At 30.8% G+C, this 16,546-nt stretch carries 16 protein-coding genes and 3 tRNA genes; 17 read left to right on the forward strand and 2 right to left on the reverse strand.

What is annotated here, in order from left to right; translation table 11 throughout:
* The first annotated feature begins 9 nt into the window (after nucleotides 1-9).
* Nucleotides 10-990 carry a trypsin-like peptidase domain-containing protein gene (locus KJ971_03140; GenBank protein MBU1144840.1) on the forward strand — a complete coding sequence of 327 codons (981 nt, stop codon included), beginning with the start codon at nucleotides 10-12 and terminating at the stop codon, nucleotides 988-990.
* A gap of 74 nt (nucleotides 991-1,064) precedes the next feature.
* On the opposite strand, the gene rpmB is transcribed toward KJ971_03140, so the two are convergent.
* Nucleotides 1,065-1,256, reverse strand: coding sequence for a 50S ribosomal protein L28 (gene rpmB, locus KJ971_03145; GenBank protein MBU1144841.1), 192 nt, complete (start codon nucleotides 1,254-1,256; stop codon nucleotides 1,065-1,067).
* Between the two features lie 239 nt (nucleotides 1,257-1,495).
* On the opposite strand from rpmB, the gene KJ971_03150 reads away from it, so the two are divergent.
* The 7 genes from KJ971_03150 (at nucleotide 1,496) to KJ971_03180 (ending at nucleotide 9,717) form a co-directional block, all read left to right on the forward strand.
* On the forward strand, nucleotides 1,496-3,172 hold the full coding sequence (locus tag KJ971_03150; protein ID MBU1144842.1) for a DAK2 domain-containing protein: 1,677 nt from the start codon (nucleotides 1,496-1,498) through the stop codon (nucleotides 3,170-3,172).
* A 50-nt stretch (nucleotides 3,173-3,222) separates the two neighbouring features.
* Nucleotides 3,223-5,226: an ATP-dependent DNA helicase RecG gene (gene recG / locus KJ971_03155; protein ID MBU1144843.1), complete on the forward strand. Its 2,004-nt coding sequence runs from the start codon at nucleotides 3,223-3,225 to the stop codon at nucleotides 5,224-5,226.
* A gap of 36 nt (nucleotides 5,227-5,262) precedes the next feature.
* Nucleotides 5,263-6,276 (forward strand): phosphate acyltransferase PlsX, encoded by a 1,014-nt coding sequence (gene plsX, locus KJ971_03160; GenBank protein ID MBU1144844.1) that lies wholly within the window; start codon nucleotides 5,263-5,265, stop codon nucleotides 6,274-6,276.
* A complete protein-coding gene (gene rnc, locus KJ971_03165) occupies nucleotides 6,260-6,967 on the forward strand; it encodes a ribonuclease III (GenBank protein MBU1144845.1) in 708 nt (235 codons plus the stop codon). Before plsX ends, rnc begins: the two co-directional genes overlap by 17 nt.
* Before the next feature lie 18 nt (nucleotides 6,968-6,985).
* A complete protein-coding gene (locus KJ971_03170; GenBank protein ID MBU1144846.1) occupies nucleotides 6,986-7,654 on the forward strand; it encodes a DnaD domain protein in 669 nt (222 codons plus the stop codon).
* Nucleotides 7,636-8,274, forward strand: a complete 639-nt coding sequence (gene nth, locus KJ971_03175) for an endonuclease III (protein MBU1144847.1) — start codon at nucleotides 7,636-7,638, stop codon at nucleotides 8,272-8,274. Before KJ971_03170 ends, nth begins: the two co-directional genes overlap by 19 nt.
* Nucleotides 8,275-8,463: 189 nt before the next feature.
* On the forward strand, nucleotides 8,464-9,717 hold the full coding sequence (locus KJ971_03180; protein ID MBU1144848.1) for a helix-turn-helix domain-containing protein: 1,254 nt from the start codon (nucleotides 8,464-8,466) through the stop codon (nucleotides 9,715-9,717).
* Between the two features lie 44 nt (nucleotides 9,718-9,761).
* Here the strand turns inward: KJ971_03180 and KJ971_03185 are convergent, their stop codons facing one another.
* Nucleotides 9,762-10,757, reverse strand: coding sequence for a P-loop NTPase (locus KJ971_03185; protein MBU1144849.1), 996 nt, complete (start codon nucleotides 10,755-10,757; stop codon nucleotides 9,762-9,764).
* 158 nt (nucleotides 10,758-10,915) lie between these two features.
* On the opposite strand from KJ971_03185, the gene KJ971_03190 reads away from it, so the two are divergent.
* The 9 genes from KJ971_03190 to KJ971_03230 all read left to right on the forward strand — a co-directional run bounded on the left by KJ971_03190 (nucleotide 10,916) and on the right by KJ971_03230 (nucleotide 16,006).
* A complete protein-coding gene (locus KJ971_03190) occupies nucleotides 10,916-11,698 on the forward strand; it encodes a PIG-L family deacetylase (protein ID MBU1144850.1) in 783 nt (260 codons plus the stop codon).
* A gap of 64 nt (nucleotides 11,699-11,762) precedes the next feature.
* Nucleotides 11,763-12,233, forward strand: coding sequence for a DUF177 domain-containing protein (locus KJ971_03195; GenBank protein MBU1144851.1), 471 nt, complete (start codon nucleotides 11,763-11,765; stop codon nucleotides 12,231-12,233).
* A gap of 24 nt (nucleotides 12,234-12,257) precedes the next feature.
* On the forward strand, nucleotides 12,258-12,455 hold the full coding sequence (rpmF, locus tag KJ971_03200; GenBank protein ID MBU1144852.1) for a 50S ribosomal protein L32: 198 nt from the start codon (nucleotides 12,258-12,260) through the stop codon (nucleotides 12,453-12,455).
* 85 nt (nucleotides 12,456-12,540) lie between these two features.
* The gene (gene rsmH, locus KJ971_03205) at nucleotides 12,541-13,464 is read left to right on the forward strand and encodes a 16S rRNA (cytosine(1402)-N(4))-methyltransferase RsmH (GenBank protein MBU1144853.1); all 924 of its coding nucleotides are present in this window, start codon (nucleotides 12,541-12,543) and stop codon (nucleotides 13,462-13,464) included.
* A gap of 60 nt (nucleotides 13,465-13,524) precedes the next feature.
* Nucleotides 13,525-13,598: transfer RNA gene (locus tag KJ971_03210), tRNA-Gly, on the forward strand.
* 53 nt (nucleotides 13,599-13,651) lie between these two features.
* Nucleotides 13,652-13,725: transfer RNA gene (locus KJ971_03215), tRNA-Gly, on the forward strand.
* Between the two features lie 43 nt (nucleotides 13,726-13,768).
* Nucleotides 13,769-13,857: transfer RNA gene (locus KJ971_03220), tRNA-Ser, on the forward strand.
* Between the two features lie 201 nt (nucleotides 13,858-14,058).
* Complete coding sequence (locus tag KJ971_03225) at nucleotides 14,059-15,288, forward strand: ATP-binding protein (GenBank protein ID MBU1144854.1); 1,230 nt, start codon at nucleotides 14,059-14,061, stop codon at nucleotides 15,286-15,288.
* Nucleotides 15,289-15,520: 232 nt separating this feature from the next.
* The gene (locus KJ971_03230; protein ID MBU1144855.1) at nucleotides 15,521-16,006 is read left to right on the forward strand and encodes a hypothetical protein; all 486 of its coding nucleotides are present in this window, start codon (nucleotides 15,521-15,523) and stop codon (nucleotides 16,004-16,006) included.
* Nucleotides 16,007-16,546: the final 540 nt, after the last annotated feature.

The raw sequence follows: 16,546 nt of genomic DNA on the forward strand, positions 1-16,546 counted from the left end.
GGTGAAAAAATGAAAAAATTAATCTTATTTAGTGTTTTTATATCTATGTCATTGGTATTAGTTGCTTGTTCAAGTGTATCTGCTCTTGAAACAACCACCACTCCGGTAACTACCATTCCAGATACAACTCTTTATACAGGTCAAGAAACAACCCTAGATGGAGAAATTTATGTTTATGAAGATTATCAAGATTTAGTTGATCAAATCTATCAAGATATTTACGATGATATTTATGCTGAAATTTCTCTTGAATTGGCAGACATGATTACCTTTGATTTATATGAAGAAATTTATCAAATGGTTGAAAATAATATTTCAGAAATTTTATCATCAGAAGAAATTTCTGTTTATGTAAGAGATTTTCAACAACTGATCTATAATGTAGTTGAGGTAACAAATACTTCGGTAGTTGGTGTAACAAGTTATGGAATAGATTCCTCTTCTGTAGGATCAGCTGTCGTTTATAAACACGATATACTAACAGATACTTATTATGTTGTTACAAACAATCATGTAGTAGATGAAGGCCAAGAATTTAGTGTTGTTTTCTCAGATGAAAGTTCAGTTGATGCAACCCTTTTAGGGGTAGACGCCGATGTTGATATAGCGATACTTTCTTTTAGTGGGGTGGGACTGGACAACGAAATTACCGTGTCACCTTTTGGCGATAGTGATTTAGTTGAACAAGGAAGTATAGTGATTACTGCTGGAAATCCTCAAGGGTATAATTTTTATGGTTCCGTAACAATGGGAATTGTTTCAGGTGTAAATCGAGATGTATATAACGACGGTGTAGTGTTATATATTCAACATGATGCTTCCATTAACAATGGAAATAGTGGAGGGCCTCTTTACAACATCAATGGCGAAGTTATTGGAATTAATGTTATTAAATTATCTGACTTAGAGATTGAAGGAATGGGCTTTTCCATACCAATTAATATGGTGAAAACGATTATTTCTGAAATTGAAGCTCCTTATGTTGGCTAACTTTATTTATAATAAATGATATAAAACAAAAAAGGTCTTCAACGATTGAAGACCTTTTTAATAGGTTATATTCATTAAGCTCTTGTAACTTTACCGCTTTTTAACGCTCTAGCAGAAACGTATACTCGTTTAACTATACCGTTTTCGTCAACGATTCTAACCTTTTGAAGATTCGCTTTCCATAACTTTCTTGTTGCATGCATGGAATGAGAACGTTGATTACCTGACATGAATTTTTTACCTGTTATTGCACATACTCTTGGCATGATATCACTCCGTTTCTGTAAAGATTTCAGCATACTATATTTTAACATAATTCAAGTAAAAAGCAAGTAAAATTTATTTTTTTCGAATATCTTCTAAGGGATGCCTTGCGAAAGGTTAAAGTTATTGCTTTTTTAAAATAGATATGATAAAATGTTATTGCTTTTTTGGATTTATCACAAATTATACTTTCTACCATGAATAATCGTTATATCTTATAAAAATTAAAGGGGAGATACTTATGGAAACTATTCTATTAGATGGACATTTACTTAGAAAACTAGCCGTAAATGGAAGCATTAAACTAAGAAAAAATATGGATTGGATTAATCAATTAAATGTTTTTCCAGTTCCTGATGGGGATACCGGATCAAACATGTCCGCTACTATGACTGCAGGAGCAAAAGCGTTATCTGCAGTAAATGAGCCTTCAATTGGAGCTGCTGCTAAAATTTTAGCAAGAGGTATGTTAATGGGTGCTAGAGGGAACTCTGGTGTTATTTTATCTCAATTGTTTAGTGGTCTTGCTAACGGATTAAAAGGGTATGATACTGTCAATATGGTTGACTTTTCAAATTCATTACGCCAAGGAGTAGAACAAGCTTATTCAGCTGTTATCAATCCCGTTGAAGGAACCATGTTAACCGTAGCAAGAGAAGGGGCAGATAAAGCCATATCTGTTGCTCATAGTGTTAAAAATTTTGAAGAATTGTTCAAACTTTACATTGATGAATTGAATGCTTCTCTTGAAAGAACACCTGATTTATTACCTATTTTAAAAGAAGTAGGGGTAATAGATTCTGGTGGTGCAGGATTCATTGAAATCATAAATGGAATGTTTGATGCCATTCAAGGTAATATGTACGAAGATATTCAAAATGAAAGTGAACAATCCAAATTTGCAAAGACTTTAAATTTAGAAAATTATGGTGGGGACACTGATTTTGGATATTGTACTGAATTTATTATGCAAATCGAAAAAATGGATGAATTTAGTCAAAAAGACTTTATTGAAATGATTTCTCCGCTTGGAGATTCTTTGGTTGTAGTGCAAGACGAAAACATATTAAAAGTTCATATTCATACAAAAACACCAGGAGATGCGTTAAACTTAGCTCAAAGATTTGGATATTTCATTAATATGAAAATTGAAAACATGAAACTTCAACAGACAGAAGTCTTAATGCATCAACCTTCTCAAGATAGTGAGATTTGCGAATGTGGACATGATCATTCTAGAGGAACCGCTCCAAGAATGAAGAAAAAATATGCCATTGTAGCAGTAGTAAACGGAGAAGGATTAAAAGAAACATTCATTGAAATGGGTTGCGACTACATTATTGAAGGTGGACAAACAATGAATCCATCCATAGAAGACTTTGTGAACGCATGTGAATCCATTAATGCTGATCATATCATTATAATTCCCAACAATAAAAACGTTCTTTTATCTGCAGAAACTGCAGCTAAAATGATTGAAGATAAATTGGTTTTTGTTTTGCCTGCTAAAACAATCTCTCAAGGGTATGCTGCACTTACGATGTTTGATGCTACTCAAGACATTGAGACGAATTTAAAAGATATGATAAATCACATTGAAAATGTAAAAACAGGTGAAATAACCTATGCAATTCGCCAAAGCGTAAACAACGGAAAACAAATTAATAAAAATGACTTTATGGGCATTTACAACGGAGAAATTCATGTGAGTTCCCCTTCGAGAATATCCGCAACAAAAGAACTTTTAACAGCGATGATTGATCATCGAACCGAAATCGTTACTTTGATGGTCGGAAAAGACGTTGATGATTCAGAAATTGATGAAGTCACGGATTTAATCAATAGTCTTTACCAAGTCGAAATTGAGACGATTCACGGTGGACAAGATATTTATTCTTATATTATAGCAGTAGAATAAGGGTGTTTTAGAACACCCTTTTTTTCTATAAAAAATTTGCAGGTGACATAATGAGTGAATTATTGAATCTGAAAGGAATTGGAGAATCTTCAAAAAAGAAATTAAATTTACATGGTATTTATTCGATTGAAGATTTAATCAATTCTTTTCCAACTAAATACATCAAGCACGAAATAAATTCTTTTAGTCAAGCAGTATTAGGGGAAGAGATTTCTTTATTTGCAACGGTTATTAAATTACCAAAACTCTATTATATTAGGAAAAGATTGACAAAATTATCTTTAGAAATTGAAGTAGAAAACAAAGTGATTACCGCAACTATTTTTAACAGAGAATTTTTAATGTCTTCGTTACAAATAGGAATCCAAATTGTTATTACGGGTAAATTTATTCATAATTATATACAATTTCATGCAAGTGACATAACATTAAAAGCAAATTATATTCAAGGAATTATTCCAATTTACCATATCAATTCAATAAGCGATAAATCGCTTCATAAATGGATTAATGAAGGATTGAATGAAATCAAGGGGTCAATTTATGATCCCATTCCAAATTTTCTATTAGAGAAAAATACAATTGTTGAGTTATCATCTTTTTTGCAGATTATTCATAATCCAATAAGTGAAAAAAATGTATTAGATGCCTCAAAAAGAATTAAATACGAAGAGCTATTATTATTTGCCTTAAAAATCGAATCTTTCAAAAGAATGAATTCGAGAATATTCACCAAATCAAAAAAATACGATCTTACCATAGTAAAAAAATTTATCGACACGCTCCCTTTTAAGCTTACTAATGATCAAAAACAAGCAACAAATGAACTGTTTACAGATTTAAAAAATCAAAAACAAATGAATCGACTTCTTCAAGGGGATGTAGGGTCAGGCAAAACGATTTGTGCAATAATTGCAAGCCTTGCTGTTGTTTCAGCTTTGGAACAAGTAGCGTTGATGGCACCAACAGAAATACTAGCGTATCAGCATTATCAAACAATGAAACATTATTTAGATTCATTTGGTGTAGTAATAGCTTTTTTAAGTAGTAGTATAAAAAATGAAAGTAGAGAAGAAATTTTAAAAGACTTAAAAAGTGGGAAAATCGATATTTTAATTGGAACACATGCATTAATACAAGAAGAAGTTGTTTTTAAAAATCTTGGATTTGTCATCATTGACGAACAACATAGATTTGGAGTAAACCAAAGAAAGATTTTGAGGCAAAAAGGATTAACTCCTGATGTCCTATTTATGAGTGCTACGCCGATTCCAAGAACGCTGGCAATTACTTTGTTTGGAGATATGGATATTTCCTCGATAAAGTCCTTACCTTTAGGAAGAAAACAAATTAAGACAAAAATCGTTGATTTCGAACACATTGATCGTGTTTTCCAACATGTAAATCAAGAATTATCTAAAGGGCACCAAGCTTATTTTATTGTTCCATTAATTGATGAAAACGAGAAATCTTCCTTGATTTCACTTGAAGAATTTGAAACAATAATAAAGAAAAATATTGATGTATCATATCAAATTGGATTTTTACATGGAAAAATGAAAAACGATGAGAAATCGCTAAATATAGATAAATTTTATTCGAATAAAATACAAGCTTTGGTATCTACAACGGTTGTAGAAGTGGGACTTAATGTTAGTAATGCTACGATGATGATTGTAATTAATGCATCAAAATTTGGATTATCACAACTTCACCAGCTAAGAGGAAGAGTAGGAAGAAATGACTTGCAATCCTATTGTTATTTGATTGTAGATGATTTAGTAAAAGAAACAAACAAACTATCGATTTTAGAAAAAACTTCAGATGGATTTGAAATAAGTGAAGCAGATTTACTCCAAAGAGGCCCAGGAGAAGTTTTTGGGGAAGAGCAAACAGGAATCCCTAAATTTAAGATGGCAAATATCATCGAAGATCAAGCTTTATTAGAACTTGCAATAGAGGATGCTAAATCGTTAATGAGTTCCTCTGATCTTAAAGCTAAAAAATTAATTAATCATACAATTAAACAAATTGAATCTTATCATTTAGATTAAAATATGATATACTTAAACAGAAGTTGAGGTGTTAAAATGATTAAAATAGGTGTAGATGCAATGGGTGGAGATTTTGCGCCAAAAGAACAAGTAGAAGGTGCAATGCTTGCCATTCAAAAAATTTCTGATATTGAAATTAACCTTTATGGAGATGAATCAGAAATTAAAAAATATCTTTCAAATGATGAACGAATACATATTATTCAATCAAATTATATTATCCCAATGGGAGAAAAAAATCCTATTAAAGTTATAAAAGAACATCCTGAATCTTCCATGGCTATGGCGTTAGCTAGTCTAAGAAAAAATGAAAATGACGCAGTAGTTAGTAGCGGAGCCACTCAAGCATTAATTGCAGGTGCTCATATTCTTGTAAGAAGAATGCCGGGGTTTAAACGAACAGCAATAGCGCCTGTTTTACCTTCAGTTAGTGGGAAACCAACCATTTTGCTTGATACGGGAGCAAATCTTGAAATCAGACCTGAGCATATGCTTCAACAAGCCTATTTTGCATCGGTTTATGCAAGAGAAATCCTTGGAAGAAATGATCCAATTGTTGGATTAATCAATATAGGTACTGAAGATGGAAAAGGAAGAGAACTCGATAAAGAAGTTTTTCATCTTTTTAAAGAAACGAATTTGTTTAACTTTTATGGAAACGTTGAACCTAAATCCGTATTAGATCCACCTTGTGACATTCTTATAAGTGATGGATTTACTGCAAATATCGTTATGAAAACGATTGAAGGCACCGCAAAAGGTATGGGTAAAATCTTGAAAGCAGAATTAACAAAGACGGTTTGGGGAAAAATCGGTGCGTTATTTGCAAAGAAAAATCTTTCTAATTTTAAAAAAGCAATTTCAGCTGAAGAAATCGGAGGCGCTTTAATCTATGGATTATATCGTCCTGTAATAAAAGCGCAAGGATCTTCTAGTGCCTATGGGTTCTATAATGGTATTAGACAAGCAGCAATGGTTGTAAGAAATCAAGTATTCGAAAAAGTTGAAAAATACATTCAAGAAACAAAAGGAAATGACATCGATGAATGAAAAATTACGTGAATTAGAAAAACGGTTTGGCCTTTCATTTAATCAATTTGATTTATTGGTTCGTTCTATGACACATTCATCATATGCAAATGAACATAATACTAAAAGTAATGAACGATTAGAATTTATTGGGGACGCAGTGTTAGACCTTGCTGTTGGCAAATTTTTATTTGAACATTTATCAGACGACGAAGGTGTTTTAACTAAAAAAAGAGCACAAGATGTCTGTGAACAAAGTTTATATGTCTATGCGAAAAGTTTTCAATTAGGAGATTATTTATTGTTAGGAAAAGGCGAAGAAAAAAATGGTGGCAGAGAAAAAGCGGCTGTTTTAGCCGATGCATTCGAAGCGTTTTTGGGAGCTATCTTTCTTGACAAAGGATTTGATGAAATATATAAAGTGCTTGAAAAAATCGTCTTTCCAATTATTAGAAAGACGATGAATCAAGAAGATAATGATTATAAAAGCAAACTTCAAGAGTTGGTGCAATCGGATAAACGAACTTTAAATTATGTGATTGTGTCTGAATCTGGGCCAGCACATGAAAGAGAGTTCGTCGCAAGAGTCTATATGGATGATGATATAGTAATGGGTGAAGGTACCGGAAAAACAAAAAAAGAAGCTGAACAAAATGCAGCAAAAGCAACACTGAATAAGCTTGCTTCTAGTGATTATACTTTAGAAGAATAGAAGAAAAGAGGAATTTCGATGGATTACAACCTTGCCAAGAAGTTAATAGAAGATGATATTCTTGATTTCCAAAAAATGATGTTTAAGAATTATAAATTTATTGGATTATCTGAAATTGAAGCATTCATCATTATTGAACTTCATAATCAAATGCGTCAAGGCAATACTTTTTTAAATCCTTCAAAAATCATTAAGAACATTACTATTTCAAAAGATGAATTATTAACTATTTTAGATTCCCTCATTAAAAAGGGTTATTTGTCTATTCAACTTAAAAAAACAAAATCAGGAAAAGACACAGAAATCTTTTTTTTAGATGGAACTATCCAAAAGATTTTACTATATTATCAAAAAGTTATTAAAGATGAAATCATCAATCAACCAAAAAAATATGAAACAAATGAAGAAGAATTAGTAGATATGATTGAAAGTCAATTTCAAAAGCTACTGACGCCTTTAGAAATTGAAATAATTCAAAAATGGTTAAGCGAAGATCACTTTGAAATGTTAGAAATTAAAAAAGCTTTGCTTGATGCTATCAAAGCAAATAAATATTCCATTAGTTATGTGGACAGTATTTTGATTAAACGAAGAGCAAAACTGAAAAAGAGTTCAGATGTAGTTTACAATCCAGAAAAATCAGAAGCATTAAAGGCGTTTTTTGATTCATGGGAAAAGAAACAATAAATAAAGAAAGTTTTATTTATCAAGAAATTACCAAACTTTTTCCCAATGCTCATTGTGAATTAAACTATCAGAATGCCATACAACTATTAATCGCAATTATTTTAAGCGCTCAAACAACAGATGAAGCAGTGAATAAAGTAACAAACTCTTTATTTAATAAATATAAGAATATTGAAGACTATATTCAAGTTCCTTTAGAAGTTCTTGAACAGAAATTAAAACATTTGGGTTTGTATAAAGTAAAAGCAAAAAATATCAAAGCAATGAGTATACAAATAAAGGATTTCTATAACGGTGAAATACTTCCTAGTCAAGAAATGCTCGAATCCCTTCCTGGTGTTGGAAGAAAAACAGCTAATGTATTTTTAGCGGAATGGTATCATGTTCCACGAATTGGAGTTGATACACATGTTAAAAGAATTTCCGTAAGACTTGGCCTTGCAGATGAAACGGATAATCCAGAACAAATCGAAGTAAAATTGATGAATTTATATCATGAAAGTCTTTGGATAGATTTGCATCACAAATTCATTTTTTTTGGAAGATACTTTTGCAAAGCAAAAAAACCAAACTGTCAAAATTGCCCGATTATTAGCGTTTGTAAGAAACCACTTATTTAGAAGTAGTTTCTTTTTTTTGTTTAAATTTTAGCGGGATAATCATATAGTTGCAAATCATAAAAAATCATTCAACAAAAAATCCTTTTCTTTTTTAGCGTATTTGTTTATAATGTCATTAAAATGAATTTTATACTTCTAAAAGAATTAATAAAAGTCATTAAAATTATATCCTAATGATGGAGGCAGAGAATGAAGCTGGGAAAAGAACTTGAGAGAAGAAAAAAAGAAATTTTTCAATTCTATTATCGCGGAATTGGAGATTCAATTAGAAAAAAAAGAATTGAGTGTAATTTAACACAAGAACTGCTTGCAAGGGGAATATGCTCTAACACTTATATTTCAAAAATTGAAAATAATGCGATTGCTGTGAACAAAGAAAGTCTTCTTTTGATTATGGAGCGTATGAATATCTCTTTTCAAGAAACAAGTTTTCCAGAAAAAATGATTGAAAACATGGAAAAATCAATTCAATATTTCTATAGAGATGATAAAGAAGCTTATAAAACATTATACGACGAATGCGAAAAATATGAGTTTGGAATATTGATTCAAATTATTCGGTTGGGTTATCATACATTAATAGGAAATACAGATGAAGCTGAAATGATTAACAATGAATTGATTCGATACTTGAATTCTCTTGAAGATTATGGATTTACAGTGTATTCCTTGTATGCATGTTGGCTTTATGTTTCAAAAGAGGATTATGAAACAGCAAGATCTTTATACGAAGCTGTCAGTCAACATTTTTATATGAATGATGAAATATTTGGAATATATCAATTCTTAAAATTTCAAATATACGGGAATTTACATTTATTTAATGTGTCAAGAAGTGCTTATGAAAATGCGAAAAACATGTATATGGAAAAAGGAGTAATGAGCAAACTTTTTGAAATGAGAGCAATGTTAAATCTTTTCTACGTTTATGAAAATCAAAGAGATAAAATATATCATCATGATTTCTTGTCAAATTCTTTATGTTTAAACCAAAGAAACAAATATTTTGTTCTTCTTTCAATTGAAGAAGAAAATCCACTTATATATTTAGATAAAATACAAAAAGAAGGACAGTACTATTTGGACTCGCTGTACCTTAAATGTTTGTTTTACAAAAAACAAAGCAATGTAAATAAATATAATAGTATAAAAGAAGAAATAAATCAAAATTACTGCTTAATGGATTCAGAAATTGATTATTATAAATTGTTATCTTTTGAAGAAAAAAACGAAGAATTTTTATATAAAGAATATTTAATCAATCAAGTGATGCCTTATGTTACAAAATTACAAAATATCTATTTAATGAATTTAGTCAATGAAAAAATAGTAACTATTTTATCAAGTAATAAAAGATATAAAGATGCTCTTGCAAATCAACAGAAGACTAATAAAGCTATTAAACGATTAAAAACATTAAAAAAAAGCAAACAGGAATATTAAATTCCGTTTGCTTTTCATTTTTAGATAAAATATTTTAAATCAACCTAAAGAAGGGCTAAAATTTTTCTAGCAAGATTTAAATAAATGATTCCGATTGGTTCTGAATCAGCGAAAATAGATGGATTACCTGATTTTGGTTGACCAATTGGGACTTCACCTAAGAAAGGAACAACTAATTTGTCTGCTACCATTTCGCCGCCATTTTTTCCGAAAATATAATGTTTTTTTCCGTTTACTTCAAAATATGACATGTTTTCAATAACGCCAATCACATCTTGACTTAGGTCTTTTGCGGCAAATCCTGCTTTAATTGCAATATGAGTTGCATTTGGATGAGGAGTTGTCACAAGAATCATTTTAGCATCTGGGACAAAGGTTTTAATATCCATGATTACATCTCCGGTTCCAGGTGGTAAATCTATGAGTAAAAATTCTAAATCTGCGCTCCAAAGAGTGTCTTCAAAAAATATTTTTAATACTTTATTAAGCATGGGTCCTCTCCACATAAGTGCTCTATCAGTATCAACGAAGAATTCAGTAGATACCATTTCAATTCCATCTTTTTCAAATGGATATACTTTTCCTTCAGCTGTTCCCATAAGTTCTTTTGTTTCGCATTCAAATATTTTAGGCATATTTGCTCCATAAACATCTGCGTCAATTATCCCCACTTTTTTTCCAAGAGAAGTAAGAGCATAAGCTAAATTAGCCGTTACAGAAGATTTCCCAACTCCACCTTTTCCTGAAGCAATTCCAATCACTTTTAATGATTTTGTGAGGGTTGCAGGTCTGGTTTGATTATAGTCAATGACTAAACTTTTAAAACCCATATCTAATTTTACAATTTGGGCAACGTTTCTTGTGATTTGACTTGTGATTTCGGTGTTTTTAATTCCAACTTCAATTAACAACATGACGGATTCGGTTTCAGGATTTATTCCTACATGTTTTATGGCATCTAATTCACCTAATGTCTTTTCAAGGCTTGGATCAATAACAGATTCAATTCTTTCTAAAATATCTTCTTTTGTATAGGGCATATATTTTCCTCGTTTTCTATAGATTAACATGATATATTATAACGCATTACAAGAATAATGCCAGTAATTTTACTTTGAAATGAATAAGAGTGTTTACAATAAAGAATGCACAGTCTATAATAAGTTTTAAATAGATGAAAAAGAAATGAGGGATTTCGATGTATATTGAACTGCTAAAACAAATAGCTCCCATTCCAGAAATTGAACAACACGAAAAAGTTGTTTTTATTGGAGCGCACCCTGATGATATTGAAATAGGTGCGGGAGGCACAGTCGATAAATTAATAAAACTTAAAAAAGAAGTAAATTTTGTTATTATGACTGATGGAGGCTCTGGCAGTAGAGATGTTTCCCAAAATATTGAAAAATTAATTGAAACACGTAAAAAGGAAAGTGAAGAAGCAGCAGCATTTTTAGGTGTGAAAAAAGTATATTTTCTTGATTTTCCTGACGGAGGGTATTATGAGGTTTTCGATGCAGCAAAAAAACTAGCTACTGTTCTTTTAGAACTTAATCCTGACTTAGTTGTTTGTTCTGACCCTAATTTGCCTTCAGAAATTCATCCAGATCATATTAAGTGCGGTGAAGCATCTAATTTAGCCATTATTATGGCCGCTTTTCCTTTAATGTTCGTTCGTAATCATCTCGAAATTAATGATAAATTTTTATCTCATTTTCGGCCAAGAACTTTAGCATATTATTATACACACAGACCAAATCAAACCATTTCTTTATCTAATGAGAATGTATCAAGACGTTCAAACGCCATTCAAAAACATAAAAGTCAGTTTAAAGAATTTGAAGATTATCAAATGATTCATTCTTACTTAGAAATTCACGGAAAAGCTCTAGGGTTATTGGCGAAATCTATAGAAGCAGAAGGCTTTTTTGTGTTAGGACCCGTTCATCAACACTGTTTTCCTGAGGTCAACCATTATTAGTGATTAATTCTTGACATTCCTTTGAAAAAAAAGTATAATTTATTTGCTGTGTTGAGGTGGTAAAATGAAGTGGACAATTCACGAACTAAGGAAACTTAGTTACACCAACAATCAGTTCGAATACCTCTGTGAATGTGATAAATTCATAAACGAAGATATATTAGATCTTGTCGATATTTCTTTAGCAGATGTTAAAGGACGTTTCAATATAATCGAAGAAAACAGATTATATCTATTTGAACTGCACATTAAGGTTACCCTTACTATGCTTTGTGCAATTACACTGAAACCAGTAGATGTTCCTCTGGATTTTGAAACAGCTTTACATTTCTCAAAAACGTTTATTGATGATGACACTCATGTTATCGATGGAATTACTATTGATCTCGATCCTTACGTTTGGGCAGAAATTTTAGTAGAGAAACCGATGAAAGTGGTAAGCAAAAATGCATCCAATCCTTGCTTAGAAGAACTAGCAACAATTGATGAAGAAGAAATTCTTACTGACAATCCATTTAACAATTTAAAAGAGTAGTAATTATTTACAGGAGGTGAAATCATGGCAGTACCAAAAAGAAAAACGAGCAAGTCAGTTAAAAGAAAAAGAAGAACACATTTCAAGTTAGATGCACCAACAATGGCTGTTTGTCCTAATTGTGGAGAAGTTACACTATCTCATCAAGTTTGCAGAAAATGCGGTTTTTATAAGGGTATCCTTGTGAAAGAACCAAAACCAGTCAAAGAAGAAAAAGAATAATTTTAAAAGAAAAGAAGCGCTGATAAAATCAGCGTTTTTCTTTTAGTATTTATTTAAGATATGGTATAATGACGTTGGTGATAAAATGGCTGAACATGTTTCTGTATTGCTAAATGAGGCAATTGAAAATCTAAATATTAATCCAAATGGATTATACGTAGATATGACTTTAGGTGGCGGAGGTCACAGCGAAGTCATTCTTCAGCATCTCAAAAAGGGTCACTTGTACGCTTTTGATCAAGATGAATATGCTTTAAAACAAGCAAAAATTAAATTAGCAAACTATAAAAATATTACATACATTAACTCTAATTTTGAACATGCAAAATCCGTACTTGAAGAAATGGGAATTGAAAAAGTGGATGGAATATTATTTGATTTAGGAGTTTCTTCTTTTCAATTTGATTTACCAGAAAGAGGATTTTCTTATAATTATGATAGTCCACTAGACATGAGAATGGACCAAAAATCCGCTTTATCAGCTTATGAAATTGTCAATGAATATTCAAAAGAAGAAATCATGAAAATTTTGTATCGCTATGGAGAAGAACCTTTCGCAAAAAACATTACAATCAATATTTTAGAAGCTAGGTCTCACCAAACGATTAAAACAACTTTTGAGTTAGTAGAGATCATAAAGAAATCTTTGCCAGGAAAAATATTAAGGAAAAAGGGCCATCCAGCCAAACAAACCTTTCAAGCGTTACGAATTGCGGTAAACAATGAATTAGGTGTTTTAGAAAAAGCTTTGTATGATGCTGTTTCTTTGTTAAATCCTGGAGGAAGAATTGTAACGATTACATTTCATTCTCTTGAAGATAGAATCTGTAAAATGATTTTTAGAGAATTATCCACCATTGATATTCCTAAAGGACTACCAATCATTATTACTGAAAAACCAACTTTGAAACTAATTAACAAGCATGTGATTCTTCCATCGGAAGTAGAAATTTTAGGAAACAATCGTTCACACAGTGCAAAAATGAGAGTAGTAGAGAAAAATAAGTAATCCCTCATTTTTTTGTTGACAGTCAAACGGCTTTATGATAATATAATTTTGCGATAAGGCGCAGGTATAGTTCAATGGTAGAACTTAAGCCTTCCAAGCTTACTATGAGAGTTCGATTCTCTTTACCTGCTCCATTTTTTAAAAGTTGTCACTAGTGATACAATATTATAGGCTTTACCTAATCGATGCAGGTATAGTTCAATGGTAGAACTTAAGCCTTCCAAGCTTACTATGAGAGTTCGATTCTCTTTACCTGCTCCAGTTGTTTTTAGACCCTATGATAGTCATAGGGTTTTCTTTTTTTGGAAGAGTATCGAAGAGGCTGTAACGAGCTGCACTCGAAATGCAGTCGTCCGCAAGGGCGCGTGGGTTCGAATCCCACCTCTTCCGCCATAAACTGACTAACACCTGATAACCAGGTGTTTTCTTTTTGGCGACAATATTATAATCAAATACGGACAATATGGCGAAATTGACTGTATAAATTCTTTTTTAAGGCAAAAAGTTTCCACAAAATCAAAAATATTAAGAATTAATGTAAAATATTTTCCGTAAAATTATGAAATGATGATATAATTATTGTGGGTGATAAATATGTTAATTATAAGGGAATTATATCTTTCAAAAATAAGAAAATATTATGATATCGATTTGATCAAAGTTTTGACAGGAATTAGACGAGCTGGAAAATCAAGGATTTTAGAACAAATTATCGATGAATTAAAAAATACAGGCATTGATGAGAATCACATCATTGCCATAAACTTTGAAGATATGGATTATGAATATATAAAGACATCTTCCAAATTAAATGATTATGTCAAATCCAAAATTAAAGACGATAATAAGTATTACTTATTTTTGGATGAAATACAGCATGTCAAAGATTTCGAAAAAGCAATTGCTTCTTTTAAAGCTACAAAAAATTGCTCGATATTTGTCACAGGAAGCAATTCCAAACTTCTATCGGGTGAACTAGCGACGTTATTGGTAGGAAGAACAGTAGAATTTGAGATATTTCCATTTAATTATAAAGAAGCTACTGACTATATGAAACTTATCGGAAGAGAAGTGGATCAAGATTTCATTTTTGATTATTTAAAATGGGGAGGGTTTCCTCAAAGATTTAACTTTGGTAGCGAACATGAAATTAAACAATATTTGGATAATGTTTATGATGGAATCATCTCAAAAGATATTCTAAAACGAAATTCTGACATTGAAGAGTATAAATTCAAATCAATATGCTCTTATGTACTAGCAAATGCAGGAAAAGAATTTTCGGCAGCAAATATAACCAATTATTTTAATACCATCAACAATAGGAATAAGATTGAGATAGATAAAAAGACGATCTATAACTATCTTGAAAAAATGGAAAAGGTTTATTTCATTTCAAGAGTAAAAAGATTTAATATTGTTGGAAAAGAAATATTGAAAACGATAGAAAAGCAATATGCAATCGATCCAGGGATTAGAACGATAAATACCAATTTAGTTAACTTTGAAGATACATTTTTTCTAGAAAACATCATTTATAACGAGCTCATTGTTAGAGGGTATGAAGTTTACACGGGTAAAACATACAAAGGTGAAGTAGATTTCGTTGCATTAAAAGACATGAAAAAATGTTTTATACAAGTATCATATTATCTGATTAACAAAGGAACAATCGAGAGAGAGTTTGATGCGTTTACTCCCATTAAAGATGCATCTCCCAAAATCGTTCTCTCATTAGATAAAGTTGACTTATCACATGATGGTATTATTCACATGAATATTGTAGATTTCTTACTGGGAAACATTGATCTTCCTTTATCTTAATTTCCGCCAACTAAGATATATTTTGAATTTGTGAATGATATCCTAAAACACAAACTCCAGAATAACAACATAGCAAACTTGGCTATGACAAAACATCCTAGTCACGCCAAAACCTAAAGATATAAAAAACTGATCATGCTATAGCTATTTGGGGAGATGTATATTACGCGTATAATCAAATGGATTAAATATTAAGAAAAATAAATTGTGAGAAAGGTGATTAAGATGTACGATGAAATTGGATAATATATTTGTTTTAGCAACCAATCTCGAATTAACACAAGTAGATATTGTTTTAGGTTTAGCTATCTATTGGCTAGGCGTGATGTCTATGTTTTATATTCTTAGATTTTTATGGAATATGCATATCAAGTCTAAAAAAGAAAATATTTATTTTATAAACGTTGCATTATCATTCATTATCATATTTGTTATGATTTTAGCTTATGCGTGGTTATTCTATGTTTTTATAAGTATTAATTTATATTTAATGAGTGGATTCATTGTACTTTCTGTCATTTTAAGTTTAATAATAAATAAAAAAACAGCAAAAGTAGCAGACATGATATTTTCTAATTCATTTATGGAAACATATATTAAACTTAGAAAAATCGATCATAAAGAAATAATGATATCAAGATTCATCTTAGTGTTTAATCAATTGGGTTATACTTTTGTATTTTTAACCAATTTAATCATTTTATTGTTACAGGATTAAATTTATATATGTTTGTGTCTTTAACGATAAAGAAAATATAGCTCATTTTAAAACAAACTCCATACTAATCAAATAGCAAACTTGGTTGTGACAACCTCAAAAGTGACACAAACTTGATTATGACAACACATATATTGACTAACACCTGATAACCAGGTGTTTTCTTTTTGGCGACACTAAAAAGTCTAAATCAGACAAAATTTAAATATACTAATTGACAATGTTATAACATATGCATACAGATATACTACTTAGCAAACTTGGTTATGACAACACACAAATCTGAACCCCTGCTTAACAGGGGTTTTCTTAATGCCTACATTTATTTAATCCATTGCTAATATATTGTCATCAAAAAATATTAATTAGGGTGATTCGAACAAAATGAGCTTTTATGCAATAATGTACTATTTTCAAAAAGGGTGAAATCGCATAGATATGTTAGTCAACTCAGTTTATGATAGCCCAACCGAATAATTTAAATTATTATTCTAAATTTATACTATTTACATTCATCGTATAATGTTTGATAAGCTTCTT

The organism is Bacillota bacterium (genome assembly GCA_018818595.1).
Classification (GTDB): domain Bacteria; phylum Bacillota_I; class Bacilli_A; order Izemoplasmatales; family Hujiaoplasmataceae; genus JAHIRM01.